Annotated in this window: 16 protein-coding genes; 10 read left to right on the plus strand and 6 right to left on the minus strand. The window is 62.5% G+C overall.

Annotated elements, in window-relative coordinates:
• Window positions 1-235 precede the first annotated feature (235 nt).
• From LAC81_RS15810 to LAC81_RS15830, 5 genes are all read left to right on the plus strand, one after another.
• Complete coding sequence (locus LAC81_RS15810; RefSeq protein ID WP_223725564.1) at window positions 236-2,122, plus strand: 5'-nucleotidase C-terminal domain-containing protein; 1,887 nt, start codon at window positions 236-238, stop codon at window positions 2,120-2,122.
• A 146-nt stretch (window positions 2,123-2,268) separates the two neighbouring features.
• Window positions 2,269-3,288: a ferrochelatase gene (hemH, locus tag LAC81_RS15815; RefSeq protein ID WP_223727838.1), complete on the plus strand. Its 1,020-nt coding sequence runs from the start codon at window positions 2,269-2,271 to the stop codon at window positions 3,286-3,288.
• 196 nt (window positions 3,289-3,484) lie between these two features.
• The gene (locus LAC81_RS15820) at window positions 3,485-4,483 is read left to right on the plus strand and encodes an SPFH domain-containing protein (protein ID WP_223725565.1); all 999 of its coding nucleotides are present in this window, start codon (window positions 3,485-3,487) and stop codon (window positions 4,481-4,483) included.
• 3 nt (window positions 4,484-4,486) lie between these two features.
• The gene (locus LAC81_RS15825) at window positions 4,487-4,945 is read left to right on the plus strand and encodes an NfeD family protein (protein ID WP_223725566.1); all 459 of its coding nucleotides are present in this window, start codon (window positions 4,487-4,489) and stop codon (window positions 4,943-4,945) included.
• Between the two features lie 109 nt (window positions 4,946-5,054).
• Complete coding sequence (locus LAC81_RS15830; protein ID WP_223725567.1) at window positions 5,055-6,500, plus strand: outer membrane beta-barrel protein; 1,446 nt, start codon at window positions 5,055-5,057, stop codon at window positions 6,498-6,500.
• Window positions 6,501-6,628: 128 nt separating this feature from the next.
• Here LAC81_RS15830 and galU read toward each other — a convergent pair whose 3' ends face one another.
• A complete protein-coding gene (gene galU, locus LAC81_RS15835; protein WP_113541196.1) occupies window positions 6,629-7,516 on the minus strand; it encodes a UTP--glucose-1-phosphate uridylyltransferase GalU in 888 nt (295 codons plus the stop codon).
• Window positions 7,517-7,912: 396 nt separating this feature from the next.
• Between galU and LAC81_RS15840 the strand changes: the two genes are divergently transcribed.
• On the plus strand, window positions 7,913-9,133 hold the full coding sequence (locus tag LAC81_RS15840) for a lytic murein transglycosylase (RefSeq protein WP_113541195.1): 1,221 nt from the start codon (window positions 7,913-7,915) through the stop codon (window positions 9,131-9,133).
• Between the two features lie 135 nt (window positions 9,134-9,268).
• Window positions 9,269-10,522, plus strand: coding sequence for a DUF459 domain-containing protein (locus tag LAC81_RS15845; protein WP_223725568.1), 1,254 nt, complete (start codon window positions 9,269-9,271; stop codon window positions 10,520-10,522).
• Window positions 10,523-10,616: 94 nt separating this feature from the next.
• Here the strand turns inward: LAC81_RS15845 and LAC81_RS15850 are convergent, their stop codons facing one another.
• Both LAC81_RS15850 and gltB read right to left on the minus strand, forming a co-directional pair.
• Window positions 10,617-12,074 (minus strand): glutamate synthase subunit beta, encoded by a 1,458-nt coding sequence (locus tag LAC81_RS15850; protein WP_113541194.1) that lies wholly within the window; start codon window positions 12,072-12,074, stop codon window positions 10,617-10,619.
• 108 nt (window positions 12,075-12,182) lie between these two features.
• The gene (gltB, locus tag LAC81_RS15855; RefSeq protein ID WP_223725569.1) at window positions 12,183-16,907 is read right to left on the minus strand and encodes a glutamate synthase large subunit; all 4,725 of its coding nucleotides are present in this window, start codon (window positions 16,905-16,907) and stop codon (window positions 12,183-12,185) included.
• A 555-nt stretch (window positions 16,908-17,462) separates the two neighbouring features.
• On the opposite strand from gltB, the gene LAC81_RS15860 reads away from it, so the two are divergent.
• Window positions 17,463-18,509, plus strand: coding sequence for a threonine aldolase family protein (locus tag LAC81_RS15860; protein ID WP_223725570.1), 1,047 nt, complete (start codon window positions 17,463-17,465; stop codon window positions 18,507-18,509).
• Window positions 18,510-18,582: 73 nt separating this feature from the next.
• Here LAC81_RS15860 and LAC81_RS15865 read toward each other — a convergent pair whose 3' ends face one another.
• The gene (locus LAC81_RS15865; protein ID WP_223725571.1) at window positions 18,583-19,440 is read right to left on the minus strand and encodes a LysR substrate-binding domain-containing protein; all 858 of its coding nucleotides are present in this window, start codon (window positions 19,438-19,440) and stop codon (window positions 18,583-18,585) included.
• A 97-nt stretch (window positions 19,441-19,537) separates the two neighbouring features.
• Here LAC81_RS15865 and LAC81_RS15870 point away from each other — a divergent pair, with 97 nt between their 5' ends.
• Complete coding sequence (locus tag LAC81_RS15870) at window positions 19,538-20,527, plus strand: bile acid:sodium symporter family protein (protein ID WP_223727839.1); 990 nt, start codon at window positions 19,538-19,540, stop codon at window positions 20,525-20,527.
• Between the two features lie 74 nt (window positions 20,528-20,601).
• Here the strand turns inward: LAC81_RS15870 and LAC81_RS15875 are convergent, their stop codons facing one another.
• Window positions 20,602-21,063 (minus strand): Hsp20 family protein, encoded by a 462-nt coding sequence (locus LAC81_RS15875; RefSeq protein ID WP_223725572.1) that lies wholly within the window; start codon window positions 21,061-21,063, stop codon window positions 20,602-20,604.
• A 389-nt stretch (window positions 21,064-21,452) separates the two neighbouring features.
• On the opposite strand from LAC81_RS15875, the gene LAC81_RS15880 reads away from it, so the two are divergent.
• Window positions 21,453-22,418 (plus strand): alpha/beta fold hydrolase, encoded by a 966-nt coding sequence (locus LAC81_RS15880; RefSeq protein WP_223725573.1) that lies wholly within the window; start codon window positions 21,453-21,455, stop codon window positions 22,416-22,418.
• Window positions 22,419-22,490: 72 nt separating this feature from the next.
• Here the strand turns inward: LAC81_RS15880 and hisN are convergent, their stop codons facing one another.
• The gene (gene hisN, locus LAC81_RS15885; RefSeq protein ID WP_223725574.1) at window positions 22,491-23,264 is read right to left on the minus strand and encodes a histidinol-phosphatase; all 774 of its coding nucleotides are present in this window, start codon (window positions 23,262-23,264) and stop codon (window positions 22,491-22,493) included.
• Window positions 23,265-23,377: the final 113 nt, after the last annotated feature.

The following is a 23,377-nucleotide window of genomic DNA, read 5'->3' on the forward strand; positions in this document are numbered from 1 at the left end:
CCGACAACCCAAGGATGGTTTAGCGCTTGAAGTCGCCTTCAAGTGATGAAAACATCCGCCCGGCAAAGCCACGCCCACCGCGGGGAACGGATCCATCTTGACGGCTCCGGATACGGTTGGCTGACACTGGAGCAATTGCAGCAAAAGTGCCGCGCGGTTTTGTGTTCGCTTGCGTGCAACGGGAGACAGAGTGCTTCGACCAATCCGGGCAGCGCTCTCAAAACAGGAGAACATCATGATCAGACACATCCGGACCGGCCTGATGACCGCGTCCATCCTTGCCCTCTCCTCGGGCGCAGCCTTCGCCGATTATGAGCTGAACATCCTGCACATCAACGACCTCCATTCCCGCATCGAGTCGATCAACAAGTTCGACTCGACCTGCTCGGCGGAAGAGGAAGGCAAGAACGAATGCTTCGGCGGTGTCGCCCGCCTGAAAGCCCTGATCGACCAGAAGCGCCAGGTCCTTTCCGGCAAGAACGTGCTGCTGCTCAACGCCGGCGACAACTTCCAGGGATCGCTGTTCTTCACCACCTATAAGGGGCTGGCCGAAGCCGAGTTCCTGAACTTGATGAAGTTCGACGCAATGACCGTCGGCAACCACGAATTCGACGAAAGCGAAGACGGCCTGGCCGGCTTCCTCGACAAGATCACCTTCCCGGTCGTCACCGCCAACGTGCTGGCGAGCCACAAGTCGAAGATCGGCGACCGCATCAAGCCGTCGATCGTGCTCGAGGTCGGCGGCCAGAAGATCGGCATCGTCGGCGCCGTCGCCAACGACACGCCGGAACTCTCCTCGCCCGGCCCGGACATCTTGATCGGCGACGACGTGGCCACCACCACAGCCGCCGTCGAAGAGCTGAAAAAGCAGGGCGTCGACAAGATCATCGCGCTGACCCATGTCGGCTATCCGCGCGATCTGGCGGCGATCGCCAAGATCCCCGACGTCGACATCGTCGTCGGCGGCCACTCGCACAGCCTCCTTTCCAACACCGATCCGAAGGCTGAAGGCCCCTATCCGACGATGGTCGACAATCCCGGCGGCTACAAGGTGCCCGTCGTCCAGGCCGCGTCCTACACCAAGTATCTCGGCGATCTCGTCGTGACCTTCGACGACAAGGGCGTGGTCAAGGCTGCCAAGGGCGATCCGATCCTGGTCGACAGCTCGGTGAAGCCGGATGAGGCCGTGCTGGCGCGCGTTGCTGAGCTCGGCAAACCGATCGAAGAGCTTCGCTCGAAGATCATCGCCAAGACGGAAGCGCCGATCGACGGCTCGCGTGAGAATTGCCGCACCAGGGAATGCGAGATGGGCAGCCTGCTCACCGACGCCATGCTTGATCGCGTCAAGGGCCAGGGTGTCACCATCGCCATCACCAACGGCGGCGGCTTGCGTGCGTCTATCGATGCCGGCGACGTGTCGATGGGCGAGGCAATTACCGTGCTGCCTTTCCAGAACACGGTGGCAACCTTCCAGATCAAGGGCGACGGCATTCGTGAGGCGCTGGAAAACGGCCTCAGCAAGCTCGAAGAAGGCGGCGGCCGCTTCCCGCAGGTGGCCGGCATGAAGTTCTCCTTCGACAAGTCGAAGCCGGTCGGCAGCCGCGTCGTCGCGGTCGAGGTGAAGGAAGGCGAGACCTACGTTCCGCTCGACCCGGCCAAGACCTATTCGCTGGTCACCAACAACTACATGCGCAATGGCGGCGACGGCTACGACGTCTTCAAGGAGAAGGGTGAAAACGCCTATGACTACGGTCCGGGCCTCGAAACCGTGCTCGCCGACTATCTCGCCGCTCACCAGCCGTTCAAGCCCTATACCGATGGCCGCATCACCGAGGTCGCTTCGGCCGCAGGTGCGGCACCGGCGGAACCGGCAACGCAAGCAAAGCCGGCGACCGGCGCCGACACCTCGGCAACCCAGCCGGCTGCGACCTCCGGCGAGGCAGCAGCACCGGCCGCAAGCGGTCCGCAGAAGCACGTGATCGCCAAGGGCGACACGCTGTGGGACCTCGCCAAGTCGTTCTACGGTGAAGGCGCGCTCTGGAAGAAGATCTCCGAGGCCAACGGCAAGCCGGCGCCGCGCGCACTGCATGTCGGCAAGGAACTGGAGATCCCGGCAAAGTAAGACAATTTGCCTCTACTTTTAGGGCCGGCGCGGGCTTCCCCGCGCCGGCTTTTCTTTTTAGAAGGACTGGAAACCGAAGGTTCCAAACGGAAGCGGCGTCCCAATGCGGGGACCCGACGAGGATCAAGATGACCGAGCAACTTGCCATGACCGCCCCTGCCAACCACCCTTCCGTCAAATCCGGAAAGGTCGGCGTCCTTTTGGTCAACCTCGGCACGCCCGACGGTACCGACTACACCTCGATGCGCCGCTACCTGAAGGAGTTCCTGACCGACCGGCGGGTGATCGAATGGTCGCGGCTGTTCTGGTATCCGATCCTGTTCGGCATCGTGCTCAACACCCGTCCGGGCAAGGTCGGCAAGGCCTATGAAACGATCTGGAACAAGGATCTGAACGAAAGTTATCTGCGTACCTACACCCGCAACCAGGCGGAGCTGATGGCCAAGACCTTTGCCGATCGTGCTGATGTGATCGTTGACTGGGGCATGCGCTACGGTCAGCCTTCGATCGCTTCGCGCATGGACGCGCTGCAGAAGGCCGGTTGCGAACGCATTCTCGTCTTCCCGCTCTATCCGCAATATGCCGCAGCCACCACGGCCACCGTGAACGACAAGGCTTTCGAAGCGCTCCTGAAAATGCGCTGGCAGCCGGCGCTGCGCACCGTCCCGCCCTACCACGACGACCCCGTCTATATCGATGCGCTGGCGACCTCGATCGAGCACCACCTGGCGACACTCGACTGGGAACCGGAAGTGGTGCTCACCTCCTTCCACGGCATTCCGAAGAGCTACTTCGACAAGGGCGACCCCTATTACTGCCAGTGCCAGAAAACCGCGCGGCTGCTGCGCGAAAAGCTCGGCTGGTCCAAGGAGAAGCTGCAGGTCACCTTCCAGTCGCGCTTTGGGCCTGAGGAATGGCTGCAGCCCTATACCGACAAGACCGTCGAGAAGCTTGCCCAGGAGGGCGTCAAGCGCATTGCTGTCCTCAATCCCGGCTTCGTTTCCGACTGTCTGGAAACGCTGGAAGAGATCGCCGAACAGGCAGCCGAAAGCTTCCACCACAATGGCGGTGAGAAGTTCACCCATATCCCCTGTCTGAACGACAGCGCCGAAGGCATGGCCGTGCTCGAGCATGTCGTGCGCCGGGAGCTTGCCGGCTGGCTTTGAGCCTCCCGCCATCCCACTTGAGAACGGCACGCTGATCACCACTTCAGGATGAAGGAGCTGCGCTCTTGCCCACCGGCGAGTGCGTCTTTCTAACATTTTGAATTTACGCGCAATCCGCGGAAAAGCGATTCCGAATGGAAACGGAATAAGCTAGACTGCAGCCACAAGCCGAGATTGCAATTTTAGGGGGTATGTCTTGGGCGGAATGGATATCGTCGTCATTGGCTTCGTGGTGCTTATCATCCTGGTCCTCTTCATGGGGATCAAGACAGTGCCCCAAGGCTACCGCTATACAATTGAACGCTTCGGCCGTTACACGAAAACGCTGGAACCCGGCCTCAACCTGATCGTTCCCTTCATCGATCGGATCGGTGCCAAGATGAACGTGATGGAGCAGGTCCTCGACGTTCCGACGCAGGAAGTCATCACCAAGGACAATGCCAGCGTCTCGGCCGATGCCGTCGCCTTCTACCAGATCCTGAACGCGGCGCAGGCAGCCTACCAAGTCTCTCATCTTGAAAACGCCATCCTCAACCTGACGATGACCAACATCCGCTCGGTCATGGGTTCGATGGATCTCGACGAGTTGCTCTCCAACCGCGACACGATCAATGACCGGTTGCTGCATGTCGTCGACGAGGCCGCCAGTCCCTGGGGCATCAAGATCACCCGCGTCGAGATCAAGGACATCGCGCCGCCGAAGGATCTGGTCGACGCCATGGCAAGGCAAATGAAGGCCGAACGCGAGAAGCGCGCACAGGTGCTTGAAGCCGAGGGCGCGAGAAACGCCCAGATCCTGCGCGCCGAGGGCGCCAAACAGTCAGCGATCCTGCAAGCCGAGGGCCAGCGTGAAGCCGCATTCCGCGACGCCGAGGCGCGCGAACGTCTGGCGGAAGCCGAGGCAAAAGCGACGAAGATGGTTTCGGACGCCATTGCGTCGGGCGACGTTCAGGCGATCAACTACTTCGTCGCGCAGAAATACACCGAGGCGCTCGCCTCGATCGGAACCGCCAACAACCAGAAGATCGTGCTGATGCCGATGGAAGCCTCCGCGCTGATCGGCTCGCTCGGCGGCATCGGTGCCATTGCCAAGGAAGTCTTCGGCGACAGCCAGACAGCGCCCGCGACCCGCCCGCGCCAATCGACGCCGCGCACCACGCCGGCCTTCCCGGCCGATCCTTCGCAGGGGAAGTAGGCGATGATCGAACGCGCCATTCAAGAACTCGGGCCCTGGAGCTGGTGGGTTCTGGGCTTCGTGCTTCTGGCAGCCGAGCTCGTCGCGCCTGGCGTGTTCCTGATCTGGATCGGCGTCGCCGCGCTCGTTGTCGGAATTCTCTCGCTTCTGCTCTGGGAGATCGGCTTCTGGACGTGGCAAGTCCAGTTCGTCCTCTTCGCCCTCTTCGCCGTGGTTGCGGTCGTTCTTGGCCGCCGCCTTGTTCTCTCCTCGTCCGAAGCTTCCGACGAGCCGTTGCTGAACCGGAGAGCGGAAAGCCTCGTCGGCCGCACCGCCGTGCTTGATAAGCCTATCGCCGAGGGGCGCGGCCGCATCCGGCTCGACGATACGTTCTGGATCATCGAGGGGCCGGACTTGCCGGCAGGCACCCGGGTGCGTGTCGTTTCCACGCACGGCCGAAACCTGACCGTCGAAAGCGCCTGAACGACAAGCGGCTGAACCCACGACGTTTTTTCCACTTGGAAACGATTGCTTAACCACGTCGCTTTACGATTGCGAAAGGATTGCAATCAGGCTCGTGGACAAACGGCATATGGTGCCAGGCTCATCTCGCTCGACCAAAGGAGACGCGCGGCGTTCGGCTTCGCTGGCGTTGCTGTTGGCCGGCACGGCGCTGTTTGCGCCGGCGTCACTGAGCGCCCAGACCGCCACGCCCGCCGCCACAACGAATGCCGTTGGCACCAGTACGGCAGCCGTTCCCGCAGCGACGCCGGCGATCACAGATCCGCAGACCACCGGTGCCGTCAGTGCAGACGACCTGACACCGGCTTCGAACGAGGATTTCGTTCGCCAGAACCAGCGCGAACCGACGATCGACGGCCTGCGGCTGCGGACCTATAACCCCGAGTACGATCGTTCGCCGGGCATCCGCATCGGCACGTTCACGCTGCGCCCGGGCGTCAGCGAGAGCATCAACCACGAATGGCGCAAGGACGGCGACACGAAGACGAACCGCGGCTACCTCGAAACCGGATTCCGCGGCACCTTGACCTCGGACTGGTCGCGGCACCAGTTAACCGTCACTGGCGAAGGCATCCTGCAGAACAATATCTCCGGCGAAGGCGAGGAAGAACCGCGCGCCGACGTCGACGCGGAACTGCGGCTCGATCTCTGGGATGAAACGATCGCGCGGCTTCGGGCCGGATACAGCTTCTACCGCGAAGACGCCGACGACCCGAACGCGATCTCGAACGCCAAGACCCAGTCCGCGGTCAACAACTACCGCCTTGGCGCCGCCATCGAGCGCGACTTCGGCCTGATCCGCGGTTCGGTCGGTATCGATTTCGACCGGCAAACCTATGGCGATGTCGAACTGGAGAACGGCACGAACCTCTCGGTCAAGTATCGCAATCGCAATACGGGCATCCTCACCGGCCGGGTCGGCTACGAGCTGTCGCCGGCACTGATCCCGTTCCTCGAAGCCTCCGTCGGCAAATCGCTCTACGATCTGCGCGAAGACCCGCTCGGTTTCGAGCGCTCCTATCAGACCTATGCCGCCCGCGGCGGTGTCGAGGTCGATCTCGGCGAGAAGCTCTACGGCGAACTGGGCCTCGGCTACGAAACCTACAATTTCGAGGACGACCGGCTTGGCGAGCTCAGCGGCCTCTCGGTCGATGGGCGCATCAACTGGTCGCCGCAACGCGGCACCGACGTCCTCTTCGCCGTTTCGACCGACCTCAACCCGTCGACGACACCGGGCGATGCGGGTTCGATCGACTACAACCTCACCAACATCATCACCCACCAGATGCGCTCGGATCTGGTGGCACGGCTGACGAACAGCCTGACGCTGCGCAACTATCCCTCCGACGCCAGCTCGTCGGACGAAACCACCTGGCGCACCGGCGCCGGCCTGACCTACGATATCAACCGCTATCTCGCCTTGACGGGCGACGTCAGCTACGAGCGTACGACCCGTGATCAAGGCGATACGACGGACATTACCCGTGTCGGCGTTGGGCTCACGCTGCGGCGCTAAAGCTATTCCAGGAAAAATGTGAAACGGTTGTCCGTCCTGAAGTGCGTCGTTTCAAAGCGCCTGCCATCTTCAACGGAAAAGGCCGCGCCCGAAGGACGCGGCCTTTGACATTTTCGGGACCTGACCGATTACTTCAGGCTGCCCAGCAGGGTCTTCAACGGACCCTCGACGCTCGGGCGGATATCGCCGCGCTCCAGTGCAAAGGCGACGTTCGCCAGGATGAAGCCGTCCTTGGCGCCACAGTCATAGGTGTCGCCACGGAAATGATAGGCGGCGAACTGCTGGCTGTCGGAGAGCTTGAGCATGCCGTCGGTCAGCTGGATTTCGTTGCCGGCGCCGCGTTCCTGCTTTTCGAGGATCGGGAAGATCTCCGGCTGCAGGATGTAACGGCCGTTGATGAAGAAATTGGACGGTGCCGTGCCCGGTGCCGGCTTCTCGACCATCTTGGTGATCTTGAAACCATCGCCCACCTTGTCGCCGACGCCGACGATACCGTATTTGTGGGCCTGGTCCGGTGCACATTCCTCAACCGCGATGACGTTGCCGCCGCTCTGCTCATAGAGCTCGACCATGCCCTTGAGGCAGCCCTTCTCGCCCTTCATGATCATGTCCGGCAAAAGCAGCGCAAACGGCTCGTTGCCGACGAGATCACGGGCGCACCAGACCGCATGGCCAAGGCCGAGCGGCGCCTGCTGGCGGGTGAAGCTGGTGGTGCCGGCCTTCGGCAGAATGCCGTCGAGCAACGCGATCTCGGCCTTCTTGTTGCGTTCGCGCAGCGTCTGATCGAGTTCGACCTGAATGTCGAAATAATCCTCGATCACCGCCTTGCTGCGGCCAGTGACGAAGATCAGATGCTCGATGCCGGCTTCCAGCGCCTCATCGACCACATATTGAATGACCGGCTTGTCCACCACCGTCAGCATTTCCTTCGGCACGGCCTTGGTGGCCGGCAGGAAACGTGTGCCCAGCCCTGCGACCGGGAATACGGCTTTGCGGACTTTACGCTTGTCGGTCATCGATACCTCCTTGATAGGACTTCACTCATAACTCTTGCCGGATGGCTCCGGACAGCAATCCGCCTGAACCATACAGCGCTCCGTAATGGAGCCGCAATCTCTATGCCGTTAGCTGAACAGAGCCTGAACCGACGGAACAATGCTTATGCGAACTCCACGACCATGGCTTGACATTTTCTGCAGCGGAAGACGCCACCACAATTTCATGGTAAAGGGTTTGTTGACCACGTTTCTGTAGATTCATTGCAATCCGGCAATGCAACAATCGCGGCCGGATCCGAAACAGGAGCCGCCGACGACTGCCCCCACCGTCCAGGCTGGCCCCAGACTGCCACCTTGCGGAGCGATTCGGGCCATGACGGCCGAAGCCCCGCAGAGAAACGGAACCGACAGCTGATGATCAGAAACCGCAGGACGTTTTTCCGTCATATCGCAGCCGCCCTCGTCCTATCCGCCGCAACTCTCGGCACCGCCCCGGCGCGCGCCGATGCCGGATTCCAGAACTGGATCAACGAATTCTACGCGACGGCCGCCAAGGCCGGCATCACCAAGGCAACCTATCGCCAGGCCTTCGCCGGCGTGAAGTCGCCCGACGAGACGGTGATCGAAAAGGCGAACTACCAGCCGGAGTTCAAGCACAAGATCTGGGAATACATCGATTCCCGCGTGAACCCCTACACCAAGCGCGTCGGCCAAGAGATGGCGACCAAGCATGCCCGCACGCTGAGCGCGCTGGAAAAGCATTTCGGCGTCGACAAGACCATCCTTCTGGCGATCTGGTCGATGGAATCCAACTACGGCGCCGTGCTCGAGAAGGATGACCGCCTGCACTATGTGCCGCGCGCGCTCGCAACGCTTGCCTATGCCGACCCGAAGCGCTCGAACTACGCCAAGAAGCAGTTGATCGCGGCGCTGAAGATTCTTCAGAGCGGCGACATCACCCCCCGTGAGCTGACCGGCTCCTGGGCCGGCGCCATGGGCCACACCCAATTCATTCCGACGAGCTACCTGCTCTATGCGGTCGACGCCGATGGCAACGGCCACCGCGACATCTGGAATTCAGTGCCCGATGCACTGGCAACGGCCGCCAACCTCCTGAAGAAGAACGGCTGGCAACCGGGCGAAACCTGGGGCTACGAGGTCGCGCCGCCGGCAAATGCCGCCAAATATTCCGGCCAGACGAAGACACTCGCCGAATGGGCATCGCTCGGCTTTGCCCGACCGAACGGCAAGGGCTTCCGCAATGGCAGCATGCGCGCTGAACTCAAGCTGCCAAGCGGTGGCGAAGGCCCCGGCTTCCTGATGACCAAGAACTTCTTCGTCATCAAGCGCTACAACGCCTCCGACAGCTACGCGCTCGGCGTCGGCCTTCTTGCCGACCAGATCGCCGGTTATCAGGGCATGCAACAGCGCTGGCCGCGTCCGGACGGATCGCTCGACATCAGCGAAAAGTTCGAGCTGCAGAACCGCCTGAAGGAGCTCGGCTACTATAGCGGCGAAGTCGACGGCAATTTTGGCTCCGGTTCGAAAGCCGCGATCCAGGCGTTCCAGTCGAAGAATGGCCTGGCTCCGGATGGGCAGCCGACCCAGATGCTGCTGCGCGCATTGCGCAACTAGCGGACTCGAAACGGTTTCACGATCGCCGTATCCGTGAGATAAAATACGCAAGAGCGCGCTGCACCCGTGCGGCGCGCTTACACGTGACAGCGGCTCGTTGCCGCCGCAACACGCCATGAACGGGTAAAGAACCAGATGATGAGCAAGCGCCGCGGGCACCAGAGCCGATCGCCGTTCGGGATTGCGACCATCTGCATCGCCGCGATGGCGATGGTTGTCGTCAGCCTATTTGCGAGCCTTGCCGAAGCACAAGAACCGGTGCAGCGGCGCAACCTGTTCCAGATGCTATTCGGCGGCCTGTCGCGCGAACGACCTGTTTATGACGATCGTGACTATTTTCCCGAGCAGCCGCGACCCAAACGCCAGCGGCAACAACAGCAGCAGCGCCAGAAGGGCCTAGGGCAACAGAAGCAGAAACCGAAGGCCACCGATACGCCAGCCGTCGTACCGCAGGTCGTCGAGAAGGCACCGGACGCCAAGAAGGTTCTGGTCGTCGGCGACTTCATGGCCGGCAGCCTTGGCGACGGCCTGAAGACGGCCTTCGAGATGACGCCCGGCATCGCCATCGAGACACGGGCAAACGGTTCGTCCGGCCTGGTGCGCGAGGACTATTTCGATTGGCCGGGCACCCTTCCCGGCTATGTCGGCGAAGTGAAGCCGTCGGTCATTATCGTCAGCCTCGGCGCCAACGATCGGCAGCAGATGCAGATCGGCGACGTCAAGGAGAAGTTCCGGACCGATCTGTGGACCGAAGAGTACCGCAAGCGCGTCAATGCGCTGGCTGCCTTGGCCCGCAAGGAAAAACTTCCGGTTCTCTGGGTCGGCATGCCGCCATTCCAGTCGGCGGCGATGACGGCCGACATGGTGACCTTCAACGGCATGTATCGCGAAGAGATCGAGAAGGTCGGCGGGCAGTTCGTCGACATCTGGGACGGCTTCGTCGATGAGGGCGGCAAGTTCGTTCTGACTGGTTCCGACATCAACGGCCAGCAGGTTCGCCTGCGCGGTGCCGATGGCGTCAACCTCACCAAAGCCGGTAAACGCAAACTCGCCTTCTATGTCGAGAAGGACATTCGCCGCTTGCTTGGAGATGCCGCCGCGACGGACAAGAACGTGCCGGGGGCCAACGAGTTGAAGGACCTGGTGGTGACGGCGCCGCTCGGCAACGAGGATATCGTCAAGACCCAGCCGATCGGCTTGACCGATCCGGCACTGGATGGCGCCACCTCCCTCCTTGGCAATGCCGCGCCGGACAAAGGCAATGGCAAGAGCCCGCGTGATCTGCTGGTGGACAAAGGCGATATCGCCACGGCGCCCGCCGGCCGCGTCGATGACTTCCGCCTGTCGAAGCCGAGCACGGTGATCAGCAATCCGGTGATCCGCAACTAGAAGCGGCCGCCGTTGGAAACAGCTGCTCCCGCAAGAGCCGACAAAAAAGCCCCGTCACGAGGACGGGGCTTTTTTCATGCTTGGGAGTAATGCGTTAACGCGGCAGGGTGGTCGAGCCCATCAGCGCCTCATCGATCGCGCGGGCGGCCTGGCGGCCCTCGCGGATCGCCCAGACGACCAGCGACTGGCCGCGGCGGACGTCGCCGGCAGTCCAGAGCTTCTCGACCGAGGTCTTATAGTCGCGCTCGTTGGCGACGACGTTGGTCGAGCCGCGGCGGTCGGTGTTGAGCGTCAGCTTGTCGCCGAGGTCCTTCAACACGCTGGTGGTGAAGGGGCCACGGAAACCGATGGCGATGAAGGCGAGGTCTGCCTTGATGATGAACTCGGTGCCGGCGACCGGCTTGCGGCGGTCGTCCACCTGGCAGCACTTTACGCCGGTGAGGTTGCCGTCCTCGTCGCCGATGAATTCGAGCGTCGCCACCTGGAACTCGCGGATGGCGCCTTCGGCCTGGCTGGAGGAGGTACGCATCTTCGTCGCCCAGAATGGCCAGACGGCGAGCTTGTCTTCCTTTTCCGGCGGCTGCGGGCGGATGTCGAGCTGGGTGACCTTGACCGCGCCCTGGCGGAAGGCCGTGCCAACGCAGTCCGACGCGGTGTCACCGCCGCCGACGACGACGATGTGCTTGCCGCCGGCAAGGATCGGCTGCGACGGCCAGCCAACGCTGTCGATGTTTTCGCGACCGACGCGGCGGTTCTGCTGCACGAGATAGGGCATCGCGTCATGCACGCCTGCGAATTCGACGCCGGGAATGCCGGCGTCGCGCGGCGTTTCGGAGCCACCGCAATAGAGCACGGCGTCGTACTCGTCGAGCAGGCGCTGCATCGGCACGTCCACGCCGACATTGATGCCGCAGTGGAACGTGACCCCTTCGCCCTTCATCTGTTCGACGCGGCGATCGATGAAATTCTTTTCCATCTTGAAGTCCGGGATGCCGTAGCGCAGCAGCCCGCCGGGCTTCGTCTCGCGCTCATAGACGTGGACCTCGTGGCCGGCGCGGGCAAGCTGCTGGCCTGCCGCCATACCGGCCGGGCCGGAACCGATCACCGCGACCTTCTTGCCGGTCTTGGTAACGGCCGGCTGCGGCACGATGTAGCCCATCTCATAGGCCTTGTCGGCAAGCGCCTGCTCGACCGTCTTGATCGCCACCGGCGTATCTTCGAGATTCAGCGTGCAGGCTTCCTCGCACGGCGCCGGGCAGACGCGACCGGTGAATTCCGGGAAGTTGTTGGTCGAATGCAGGTTGCGGATCGCCTCTTCCCAGTTGCCGTTGTAGACGAGATCGTTCCAGTCGGGAATCTGGTTGTGCACCGGGCAGCCGGTCGGCCCGTGGCAATAGGGGATGCCACAGTCCATGCAGCGAGCAGCCTGCTTCTGCACTTCCGGTTCCGACATCGGAATGGTGAATTCGCGGAAATGGCGGATGCGGTCAGATGCCGGCTGGTACTTTGCCACTTGCCGGTCGATCTCGAGAAATCCAGTTACCTTACCCATCGTACTATCCTGAAAGCTTTGCGTCTGAACAGGCGCTTTTCCCAAGCGCGCGTGAAGGGCCCCCGAACCAGTCTGTGATGAACCGGGAGCCTTGGTCACCGGGGCCTCCTATTCGGCCGCCTCTGCCATTTTCATGCGTTCCATATCCTCGAGCGCACGGCGGTACTCGACCGGCATGACCTTGCGGAATTTCGGCCGGTAATCCGTCCAGTGATCGAGGATCTCCTTCGCCCGGGGCGAACCCGTGTGGTGAAGGTGGTTGGAAATCAGCTGATAGAGCCGTTCCTCGTCGTGGCGCGTCATGTCGCCCGATACGTCCACCATGCCCTTGTGCATGATGTCGCCGCCATGGTGATGCAGCTTCTCGAGCATGTCGTCCTCCTCCGGAACCGGCTGCAGCTCGACCATCGCCATGTTGCAGCGACGGGCGAAATCGCCCTCCTCGTCGAGCACATAGGCGACACCGCCCGACATGCCCGCCGCGAAGTTGCGGCCCGTGCCGCCGAGCACGACGACGACGCCGCCGGTCATGTATTCGCAGCCGTGGTCACCCACACCTTCGACGACCGCGACCGCACCGGAGTTGCGCACCGCGAAGCGCTCACCGGCAACGCCGTTGAAGTAGCATTCGCCCGAGATCGCACCGTAGAGCACCGTATTGCCGACGATGATCGATTCCTGCGGAACGATCGTCGCGTTTTCCGGCGGCCGGACGATGATGCGACCACCCGAAAGGCCCTTGCCGACATAGTCGTTGCCGTCGCCGACCAGGTCGAAGGTGATGCCGCGTGCCAGGAACGCACCGAAGGACTGGCCGGCCGTGCCCCTGAGGGTAACGTGGATGGTGTCGTCCTTTAGGCCCTTGTGGCCCCAGCGCTTGGCAAGCGCACCCGCAAGCATCGCGCCGGCCGAACGGTCGACGTTCTTGATCTCGGCTTCGATTGCCACCGGCGCCTTGGTTTCCAGTGCGACCTTGGCCTTCTCGATCAGCTTGCGATCGAGGATATCGTCGATCGGATGCTGCTGGCGGGTGGTCCAGTAGGTCTCTTCCTTCTTGGCTTCCACCTTGTGGAAGATCTTCGAGAAGTCGAGACCGTTGGCCTTCCAATGCGTAAGCGCACCGTCCTTTTCGAGTAGCTCCGAAGCGCCGATGATCTCATCGAGCTTCTTGACGCCAAGCGACGCCAGGATCTCGCGCACTTCCTCCGCAACGAAGAAGAAGTAGTTGATGACATGCTCCGCCGTGCCCTTGAAGCGCTTGCGCAGGACCGGGTCCTGGGTCGCCACGCCGACGGGACAGGTGTTGAGATGGCACTTACGCATCATGATGCAGCCGGCGGCAATCAGCGGCGCCGTCGCGAAGCCGAACTCGTCGGCACCGAGCAGCGCGCCGATGATGACGTCGCGACCGGTCTTCAAGCCACCATCGACCTGCAGCGCCACGCGCGAGCGCAGGCCGTTCAGCACAAGCGTCTGCTGGGTCTCGGCAAGGCCGATTTCCCACGGGCTGCCGGCATGCTTCAGCGAGGTCAGCGGCGAGGCACCGGTACCGCCGTCGAAGCCGGCGACGGTGATATGGTCGGCGCGCGCCTTGGCGACGCCGGCGGCAACCGTGCCGACGCCGACTTCCGAGACGAGCTTGACCGAAACATCGGCTTCCGGGTTGACGTTCTTGAGATCGTAGATCAGCTGCGCCAGGTCTTCGATCGAATAGATGTCATGGTGCGGCGGCGGCGAAATCAGGCCGACGCCCGGGGTCGAGTGGCGGGTCTTGGCGACCGTCGCATCGACCTTGTGGCCGGGCAGCTGTCCGCCTTCGCCGGGCTTGGCTCCTTGCGCCACCTTGATCTGCAGCATGTCGGCGTTGACCAGGTACTCGGTGGTCACGCCGAAGCGGCCCGACGCGATCTGCTTAATCGCCGAACGTTCCGGGTTCATCGAACCATCGGGCAGCGGCAGGTAGCGATCGCTTTCCTCGCCCCCTTCGCCGGTGTTCGACTTGCCGCCGATCCGGTTCATGGCAATCGCCAGCGTCGTATGCGCCTCGCGGCTGATCGAGCCGAAGGACATGGCGCCGGTGGAGAAGCGCTTGACGATATCGACGGCCGGCTCGACCTCGTCGACCGAGATCGGCTTGCGGCCAAGGGCCTCGGCGCTCTTGATCGTGAACAGGCCACGGATGGTGTTCATGCGCAGCGCCGAGTTGTTCACCATCTCGGCGAATTCGCGGTAGCGGTCCTCTGCGTTGCCGCGAACTGCGTGCTGCAGCGAGGCGATTGCGTCGGGCGTCCAGGCATGGCTTTCGCCGCGCATGCGGAAGGCATATTCGCCGCCGATGTCGAGCGAGTTGGCGAGAACCGGGTCGGCACCGAAGGCCGCCTTGTGACGGGCGACGGTTTCGGCGGCGATCTCTTCGAGGCCGATGCCTTCAATCGTCGTCGCCGTGCCGAAGAAGAACTGGTCGACAAGCTTCGACGACAGGCCGACGGCGTCGAAGATCTGCGCGCCGCAATAGGACTGGTAGGTCGAGATGCCCATCTTGGACATGACCTTGAGGATGCCCTTACCGACCGCCTTGATATAGCGGTAGACCACTTCGCTGCCGTCGACTTCCTTGGGGAACTCGCCGCGCTTGTGCATGTCGGTGAGCGTATCGAAGGCGAGATAGGGGTTGATCGCCTCGGCGCCGTAGCCGGCGAGCAGGCAGAACTGATGCACTTCGCGCGGTTCGCCGGATTCCAGCACGATGCCGACCGACGTGCGCAGGCCCTTGCGGATCAGGTGGTGGTGCACCGCGGCGGTCGCAAGCAGCGCCGGGATCGCCACGCGGTCCGGACCCACCTGACGGTCGGACAGCACGATGATGTTGTAGCCGCCCTTTACCGCCGCTTCGGCACGCTCGCAGAGCCGGTCGAGCATTTCGGGCATGCCTTCGGCACCGCGCGAAATGTCATAGGTAAAGTCGAGCGTCTTGGTATCGAAACGATCCTCCGTGTGACCGATCGAACGGATCTTTTCGAGATCGCCATTGGTCAGGATCGGCTGGCGCACTTCAAGACGCTTGGCATGCGCCATGCCCTCGTGGTCGAGGATGTTCGGACGCGGGCCGATGAAGGAGACGAGGCTCATCACCAGCTCTTCGCGGATCGGGTCGATCGGCGGGTTGGTGACCTGCGCAAAGTTCTGCTTGAAGTAGGTGTAAAGCAGCTTGCGCTTGTCTGACATCGCCGAGATCGGCGTGTCGGTGCCCATCGAGCCGATCGCTTCCTGGCCGGTCGTCGCCATCGGCGACATCAGGATCTTGGTGTCTTCGAGCGTGTAGCCAAACGCCTGCTGGCGATCGATCAGGGACACGTCGCGGCGCAGCGCACGCGGCTCCACCGGCTTCAGCTCCTCGAGGATCAGCTGGGTGTCTTCGAGCCACTTGCTGTAGGGGTGTTTCTGCGCGAGCGAGGACTTCACCTCCTCGTCGGAGATGATGCGGCCCTGCTCCATGTCGATCAGGAGCATCTTGCCCGGCTGCAGGCGCCACTTCTTGACGATCTTGTCTTCGTCGACCGGCAGCACGCCGGCTTCCGACGCGAGGATGACGCGATCGTCCGAGGTGACGATGTAGCGGGCCGGACGCAGACCGTTGCGGTCGAGCGTGGCACCGATCTGGCGACCGTCGGTAAAGGCAACCGCGGCCGGTCCGTCCCACGGCTCCATCAGGGCTGCGTGGTATTCGTAGAAGGCCTTGCGTTCGGGCGACATCAGCTGGTTGCCGGCCCACGCCTCGGGGATCAGCATCATGACGGCATGCGACAGCGAATAGCCGCCCTGCACCAGGAACTCGAGCGCGTTGTCGAAGCAGGCGGTGTCGGACTGGCCCTCGTAGGAGATCGGCCAGAGCTTGGAGATGTCCTCACCGAAGAGTGGCGAAGAGACCGACGCCTGGCGCGCCGCCATCCAGTTGACGTTGCCGCGCAGCGTGTTGATTTCGCCGTTGTGGGCGACCATGCGGTAAGGGTGCGCGAGCTTCCACGACGGGAAAGTGTTGGTCGAGAAGCGCTGGTGCACGAGCGCCACCGCTGACTCGAACCGCGGATCGGACAGGTCCTTATAGTAGGCGCCAACCTGATAGGCGAGGAACATGCCCTTGTAGACGATTGTCGCGGACGACAGCGAGACGGGATAGAAGTTGCTCTCCTCACCCTTGTATTCGTCATAGATGCGGTTGGAGATCACCTTGCGCAGGGTAAAGAGACGGCGCTCGAACTCCGGGTTCGTCGCGGCATCGCGGCCGGCGCCGATGAAGACCTGGATGTGGCGAGGTTCGGTCGCGGCGATTTCCGGCGCCTTCGACAACGACGAATTGTCGACCGGGACGTCGCGGTAGCCGAGAAGGACCTGGCCCTCTTCGGTGACGACGTCCTTGATTGCCTGCTTGAAATGCGCGACCAGCGCATCGTCCTGCGGCACGAAGATATGACCGACGGCATATTCGCCGGCCTTCGGCAGGGTAATGCCCTGCTTCGCCATCTCCTCACGGAAGAAACGGTCGGGAATCTGCACGAGAATGCCCGCGCCGTCGCCCATCAACGGGTCGGCACCGACGGCGCCACGGTGCGTCAGGTTTTCGAGCATGAAGAGGCCATCGCGCACGATCTGGTGCGACTTCTGACCCTTCATATGCGCGACGAAGCCGACGCCGCAGGCATCATGTTCGTTGCGTGGATCGTAGAGACCCTGTTTTCGCGGCAGGCCGGACGGGAATGCGGGCGTTTTTTCAGCCGTCGCAACGCTGTGTGCGAGGTTGAGCCCAGATTGCTGTGATGGCGAATGATCCGTCATCGTTTTCCCTCCTGTTGAAACCCGGCAACGCCGGGCATGGCACCGCCCGCGCATGACTCTTCGTTGCGCGCAAAGGCGCGCCAAAAAGCCGGGGCACTCATCGTCTCATGATCCTGATCAGGTCGCAAATAAGCACGGCATCATCAGGCATTGACGTCTGCGACCATCCTGACGGCAGGCGATAACAACCGGATGAAATCCGGCCAATCCCCCCGCTTCGCACGCCGGGTGCCATTTTTTTAGGCACTTGCGGCGATTGTTCCGGTCCCTAGACCGAAATAGGACAGCAAACCTGTCCTATTTCATGTGCTCTATGCCAGAAACTCCCCCCCACCGCAAGAGGCATATCAGCAAATAATAGAGGAGATTTTGCCGAACATTGCCGGAAATTTCCGGCTTTTATAATTTAATTACGGCGTTTCGTCGTTTTCTTCCTTTTGGTTTCAAACTGGTCTCCTGTTGGCCTTTCGGACGCTGACCGTGATTGATCCGGCCGAGAACTCGGCTAAGGTCGGCGAAATCCGTCGAAAAGACTGTAGTACAGGGTGGAAAGTGATGATTTTTTCGTCTGACAACTGGGCTGGCGCCCATCCCGCGATTGCCGAAAGCCTGATGGCGCACGCAGGCGGATACGCGTCGGCCTATGGCACGAGCGATCTCGACCGGAAGGTGGAGAAGAAGTTCGCCGAGATTTTCGAAAGAGACGTCGCCGTCTTCTTCGTCGGCACCGGAACCGCCGCCAATTCGCTGGCGCTTGCGAGCGCCAACCGGGCGGGTGGCATCACCTTCTGCCATCGCGAAGCGCATGTCATTGCCGACGAATGCGGCGCGCCGGAATTCTTCTCGCACGGCGCCAGGCTGAAGCCTGTCGACGGGCCGCGCGGCAAGATGGAAGCGGCACGGCTCGAGGCCGAAATCAGGCGCTATCCGTTGGACAACGTCCATGGCGGCCAGCCGGCAGCCGTATCACTGACGCAGGCGACGGAAAGCGGCACGGTCTATTCGCTCGCGGAAATCGACGCGATCGCGGCCGTCGCCAAGGCGCACAAGTTGCCGGTGCATATGGACGGCGCCCGCTTCGCCAATGCGCTGGTCGGCCTTGGCGCAACACCGGCCGAAATGACCTGGAAGCGCGGCGTCGATCTCCTCTCCTTCGGCGGCACCAAGAATGGCTGCTGGTGCGCCGAAGCGCTGGTGCTCTTCGATCTCTCGAAGGCGCACGAGATGCATTTCCTGCGCAAGCGCTCGGCGCAGCTCTTCTCCAAGTCGCGCTTCGTCTCGGCCCAGTTCGATGCCTACTTCGCCGGCGATCTCTGGTTGAACCTCGCCCGCCATTCCAACGCGATGGCTGCGCGCCTTGCCGAGGGCATTGCAGCCTCCAAGACGAGCCGGCTCGCCTGGCAGGCGGATGCCAACGAGGTCTTCGCCGTCATCAGGAAAGACGTGGCCACGAAGCTTAGGCAGGATGGCGCCGTCTTCTACGACTGGCCCGTGCCGCATGACCTCGATGGCAGCCTCGCGGAGAACGAAGGCCTTTATCGTCTCGTCACGAGCTTCGCGACGAAGGCCGAAGACGTCCAGCGGTTCGTCGCCGGCTGCTGAGCCAACTCCGGAAAACGACGAACGTTACTCCGATTGAATCATCCTGCCGTCCGAGCGGGATGATTCCCCGGCATCAAGCCTGCCCCTGCAGCGTCTTCACATTGGAGAGGATCTCGGCCGAAAGTGCAGCACTCAGCTTTCGGTCGGCGCCCTTGCTCGGCACCAGCACGAACTCCACGTCTTCGAGCGGCGGCAAGGCACCGGCCGGTATCTCCTTCAACCCGGGCGGTACCATGCTGCGCGGCTGCACGAGCACGCCCATGCCGGCGCGCGCGGCGGCCGTCAGCCCGCTGAGGCTGCCGCAGGTGCAGACGATGCGCCACGGCAGGCGGTGCCGGTCGAGCACTTCGAGCGCGACGCTGCGGGTGATGCTCGGCGGCGGAAAGGCGATCAGCGGCAGCACCTTGTCACGGCGGATCCGTTCCGGGTCGCGGGCGAGCCAGACCAACGGCTCGCGATAGACGAGCTCGCCCCTGAGGTCACCGAGCCGCCGCTTGGCAAGCACGAGATCGATCTCGCCATTGTCCTGCATCTGATAGAGCACGCCGCTTAGTGCCACCGTGAGCTCGAGATCGACGGACGGATGCGCGCGCACGAAGTCTTCCAGCACCGCCGGCAGCCGGCTCATGACGAAATCCTCGGAAACCCCGAGACGCAAGCGCCCCCGGAGGCTGCTTTCTGCGAAGAGCGCACGCACCTCGCCGTCGATCGCCAGCATCGAGCGGGCATGGGCAAGCAGCGCCAGCCCATCCGCCGTCAGCGCCACGCGGTGCGTATCGCGCGCGACCAGGGTTCGCCCGAGCGAGGCCTCAAGCCGTTGAATATGCTGGCTGACGGTCGATTGCCCGAGCGACAGTTTTTCCGCCGCGAGCGTGAAGCTGCCCATCTGCTCAAGGGCGACGAAGCTGCGCAATTGCACGAGATCCAGCATGATCCATCTCAATTCGTGATAACTGTTATTCCTTGCATCCTGCTTCACAATGAACTTTTTCGGCAAGAGCCTTGATGCCGAGAAAGTGACGAAAGACATGCGCCGCTACCTTCCCGATACCTTCACTATCCTGCTTCTGGCGACGGTGCTGTTGGCATCCGTTCTGCCGATCCATGGTGAGGCCACAGTCTGGTTCGGCATGGCGACCAAGGTTGCCGTCGGCATGGTCTTCTTCCTGCATGGCGCGCGCCTGTCGCGCGACGTGGTGATTGCCGGCGTGCTGCACTGGCGACTGCATCTGACGATCCTCGCCTCGACCTTCGCGCTCTTCCCGCTGATTGGTCTTGCGGTCGGCTTCGTCCCGTCCTCGATCCTGCCGTCGACGCTTTACACCGGCATCCTGTTTCTCTGCGTGCTGCCCTCGACGGTGCAGTCGTCCATCGCCTTCACTTCGATGGCCGGGGGCAACGTACCGGCAGCGATCTGCTCGGCGTCGGCTTCCAATATCTTCGGCATGTTCCTGACGCCGTTGCTCGTCGGGCTGCTTTTTTCCGCCGGTGGCCATGGCGGCGTGACGCTCGATGCGCTGGAGCAGATCCTGTTGCAACTGCTCGCACCCTTCGTCATCGGACAACTGCTGCAACCCTGGATCGGCAGCTGGTTCCGGGCACGCAAGGGGCTGCTTGCGCCCGTCGATCGCGGCTCGATCCTGATGGTCGTCTATCTCGCCTTCAGTCAGGCGGTGACTTCAGGCCTCTGGCAAACCTACTCGCTGACCGATCTCGGCATCCTCGTCGTCATCGAGATCATCATGCTGGCGCTTGTCCTTGCCGTCACCATGTTCGGCAGCCGCCTGCTCGGCTTCGACAAGGCGGACGAGATCGCCATCACCTTCTGCGGCTCGAAGAAGAGCCTGGCGAGCGGCGTGCCGATGGCTAGTGCCATCTTCGCCGGGCAGAACATCGGTGCGATCGTGCTGCCGGTCATGCTGTTCCACCAGATCCAGCTGATGGCCTGTGCCGTCATCGCACAGCGCTATGCCGCCAAGAAGCAGACCTCCGCAGTGCCTGCGCCGGCCACGCCCTGATACGAAGACAGAAAAAGCGGCGCCCCCTTGGGGACGCCGCTCTGTCTTGGGAGATTGTTTCTGGCTGCGGCGGGTTAGAGGGTCTGAGCCTCGATCTGCTTTGCCTGCGAGGCGACGGACGAAATCTCGATCCGGCGCGGCTTGGCTGCTTCCGGGATCTCGCGGGTGAGGTCGATGTGCAGCAAGCCGTTCTTCAGCGAAGCGGACTTGATCTCCACGTGATCGGCAAGCTGGAAGCGGCGCTCGAAGGCGCGCTTGGCAATGCCGCGATGGAGAAACTGGCTTTCTTCGCCCTTTTCCTCGGCCTTTTCGCCCTTGACCGTCAACGTGTGCTCACGGGCCTCGATCGAAAGCTCGCTCTCGTCAAAGCCGGCAACGGCCATGGTGATGCGATAGGCGTTTTCGCCGGTGCGTTCGATGTTGTAGGGCGGATAAGTCTGGGCTTCACCCGGCTGGCCGAGGCTGTCGAGCATGGTGAACAGGCGATCGAAACCAACGGTGGAGCGGTAAAGGGGAGAGAAATCGAAGTGACGCATTGTGTCCTCCTTGGAGCAACGTTTGCGATGTCTGGTCGGCCACCCCATTCTGGCAGTGGCAGGACCGGTGAACGGACCCGTCTTCGGCGCCCGTGACCCTGATTTGGGGAGGCGAATTCACGACTTCAAGACGCGAACGCCCACGATTTTTCCCGTGAACCCGACATGAATGCCCGCTTCGGTTTCCGTTCAGCCTCAAGGGACTAGAAAAAAGCTCTGGGCGGCAACTCCCAGGCTGAAGTGATAAGTCCCTTCCTCTTCAGCAGCCGGAAACGGTGATCGTTCGGATTTCACCCACCGTTTCCGGCTTTTTTCTTTGACGGCGAAGACCCTGCCGCCTATCCCTTGATGCTATCGTTCAACGCGCGTTCAAGTCCGGCCACGACCTTATGACCTCGATCCTCCACGCGACACCGGACAATCCGATCCCGGACAATCATGTCGCGGGCTTTTTCGACGGTGTCGGCGGTCGCAAGATCCGCTATGCGATCTTCAAGACGAAGCAGCCGGTCGCGCGCGGCACCGTCGTCCTGCTGCAGGGACGCAACGAATCGATCGAGAAATATTTCGAGACGATCGCCGAGCTCACGGCCGCCGGCCTCTGGGTCGCAACCTTCGACTGGCGCGGTCAGGCGGGCTCGGAGCGGCTGCTGCCCCACCCCGGCCGCGGCTATGTCGACCACTTCTCCGACTATGAACGCGACCTCAGCACCTTCCTCGAACAAATCGTGCTGCCTGATACGCGCCTGCCCTTCTCGATCGTCGCTCATTCCATGGGCGCGCTCGTTGCCCTGTCGCTGGCACCGATGCTCGCAAGCCGCATCGACCGACTGGTGGTTCTGGCGCCCTTCGTCGGCCTCGGCGGCCAGGCGCTCGGCGAGCGCAGCATCGCGGCGGTTGCGACGCTCATGCGCTGCATCGGCCTCGGCACGCTGCCGGCGCACCCCGACAAGGGCAACCGCCCGTTCGAAAACAACGTGCTGACGGCCGACCGCCGCCGCTACCAGCGCAACATCGCGCTGACCGACACCCACCCGGAACTGAGGCTTGGGCCCCCGACCGCGCGCTGGCTGAGCGAGGCGTTCCGCGCCATGCGGCGCATCATTCGCCGCGAACACCTGACGCGCATCACCTTGCCGACGATCATCCTGGCGCCGACGGCCGACCGCCTGGTGCCCCATATCGCCGTCGAGTGGCTGGCGCGCAATTTCCGCGCCGCCCAGATGATCCCGATCGATGGCGCCCGCCACGAACTGCTTCACGAGGCGGATCGTTATCGCGCCCAGGCGATGGCCGCGATCCTTGCCTTCGTCATTCCCGAAGAGGGTGACGAGCGCGAAACCACGGCCGCCTGAACCAGGCGAGCACTTTGGCTAATCATTTGATTTTGCTGTTCACTTCGGTGTCAGCGCCGGAGCGGAATGGCATCAGCCCTTCAGGATTTCCAGCGCCTGCGCATGCAGTTCGGCGTTGCCCGCAGCGATGACTTCGCCGCCCATTTCCGCCGGCCCGCCCTGCCAGTTGGTGATGATGCCGCCGGCCTGCTCGATGAGCGGGATGAGCCCGCCGACGTCATAGGGCTTCAATCCGCATTCGATCACCAGATCGACATGGCCGGAGGCCAGAAGCGCGAAGGCGTAGCAATCGCAGCCATAGCGGAAGAGCCGGACCTTGCTCTGCAACGCCTCGTAGCGGGTCTTGAACGCGCCGGTATAGAGGTGCGGCGAGGTGGTGAAGAGCACCGCGTCGGACAGCGATTTGCAGGCGCGCGTCGAAAGCACCTGCTCGCCACCCGGTCCGCGGTAGAGCGACTTCGCGCCGTCGGCGAAGTAGCGCTCGCCGGTGAAGGGCTGGTCCATCAGGCCCATGACCGCCTCGCCGTTGCGATAGAGACCGATCAGCGTGCCCCAGACCGGCAAGCCCGAGATGAAGGCGCGGGTACCGTCGATTGGGTCGATGACCCAGACATATTCGCGGTCGAGCCCGACATTGCCATGTTCTTCGCCGAGGATGCCATGTTCCGGAAAATGCGTCTCGATCAGCGCGCGGATCGCCGCTTCCGCCGACTGGTCGGCCTCCGTTACAGGATCGAAGCCGCCTTCGAGCTTGTTGACCACGCTGGTACCGATCCGAAATCGCGGCAGGGTCTCTGCCTTGGCAGCTTCGGCAAGACGATCGAAGAAGGCGCGGTCAGGCAACATGGCTCTCTCTCAGGGAAACATGAAGGAAGGTACGTCCTGCATAGACGAAAATCACCGAAAGGCAAACGACCGAGCACGGCCATCTGCGGGCGTCGTCGGCGCTAGGGCAGGAG

Source organism: Ensifer adhaerens (assembly GCF_020035535.1).
Lineage (GTDB): Bacteria > Pseudomonadota > Alphaproteobacteria > Rhizobiales > Rhizobiaceae > Ensifer.

Excerpts from the sequence above, each read along its gene's own strand:
- LAC81_RS15810 (WP_223725564.1), top strand. The coding sequence starts at position 236 with ATGATCAGACACATCCGGACCGGCCTGATGACCGCGTCCATCCTTGCC.
- hemH (WP_223727838.1), top strand. The coding sequence starts at position 2,269 with ATGACCGCCCCTGCCAACCACCCTTCCGTCAAATCCGGAAAGGTCGGC.
- LAC81_RS15825 (WP_223725566.1), top strand. The coding sequence starts at position 4,487 with ATGATCGAACGCGCCATTCAAGAACTCGGGCCCTGGAGCTGGTGGGTT.
- LAC81_RS15830 (WP_223725567.1), top strand. The coding sequence starts at position 5,055 with ATGGTGCCAGGCTCATCTCGCTCGACCAAAGGAGACGCGCGGCGTTCG.
- galU (WP_113541196.1), bottom strand. The coding sequence starts at position 7,516 with ATGACCGACAAGCGTAAAGTCCGCAAAGCCGTATTCCCGGTCGCAGGG.
- LAC81_RS15840 (WP_113541195.1), top strand. The coding sequence starts at position 7,913 with ATGATCAGAAACCGCAGGACGTTTTTCCGTCATATCGCAGCCGCCCTC.
- LAC81_RS15845 (WP_223725568.1), top strand. The coding sequence starts at position 9,269 with ATGATGAGCAAGCGCCGCGGGCACCAGAGCCGATCGCCGTTCGGGATT.
- LAC81_RS15850 (WP_113541194.1), bottom strand. The coding sequence starts at position 12,074 with ATGGGTAAGGTAACTGGATTTCTCGAGATCGACCGGCAAGTGGCAAAG.
- gltB (WP_223725569.1), bottom strand. The coding sequence starts at position 16,907 with ATGACGGATCATTCGCCATCACAGCAATCTGGGCTCAACCTCGCACAC.
- LAC81_RS15860 (WP_223725570.1), top strand. The coding sequence starts at position 17,463 with ATGATTTTTTCGTCTGACAACTGGGCTGGCGCCCATCCCGCGATTGCC.
- LAC81_RS15865 (WP_223725571.1), bottom strand. The coding sequence starts at position 19,440 with ATGCTGGATCTCGTGCAATTGCGCAGCTTCGTCGCCCTTGAGCAGATG.
- LAC81_RS15870 (WP_223727839.1), top strand. The coding sequence starts at position 19,538 with ATGCGCCGCTACCTTCCCGATACCTTCACTATCCTGCTTCTGGCGACG.
- LAC81_RS15875 (WP_223725572.1), bottom strand. The coding sequence starts at position 21,063 with ATGCGTCACTTCGATTTCTCTCCCCTTTACCGCTCCACCGTTGGTTTC.
- LAC81_RS15880 (WP_223725573.1), top strand. The coding sequence starts at position 21,453 with ATGACCTCGATCCTCCACGCGACACCGGACAATCCGATCCCGGACAAT.
- hisN (WP_223725574.1), bottom strand. The coding sequence starts at position 23,264 with ATGTTGCCTGACCGCGCCTTCTTCGATCGTCTTGCCGAAGCTGCCAAG.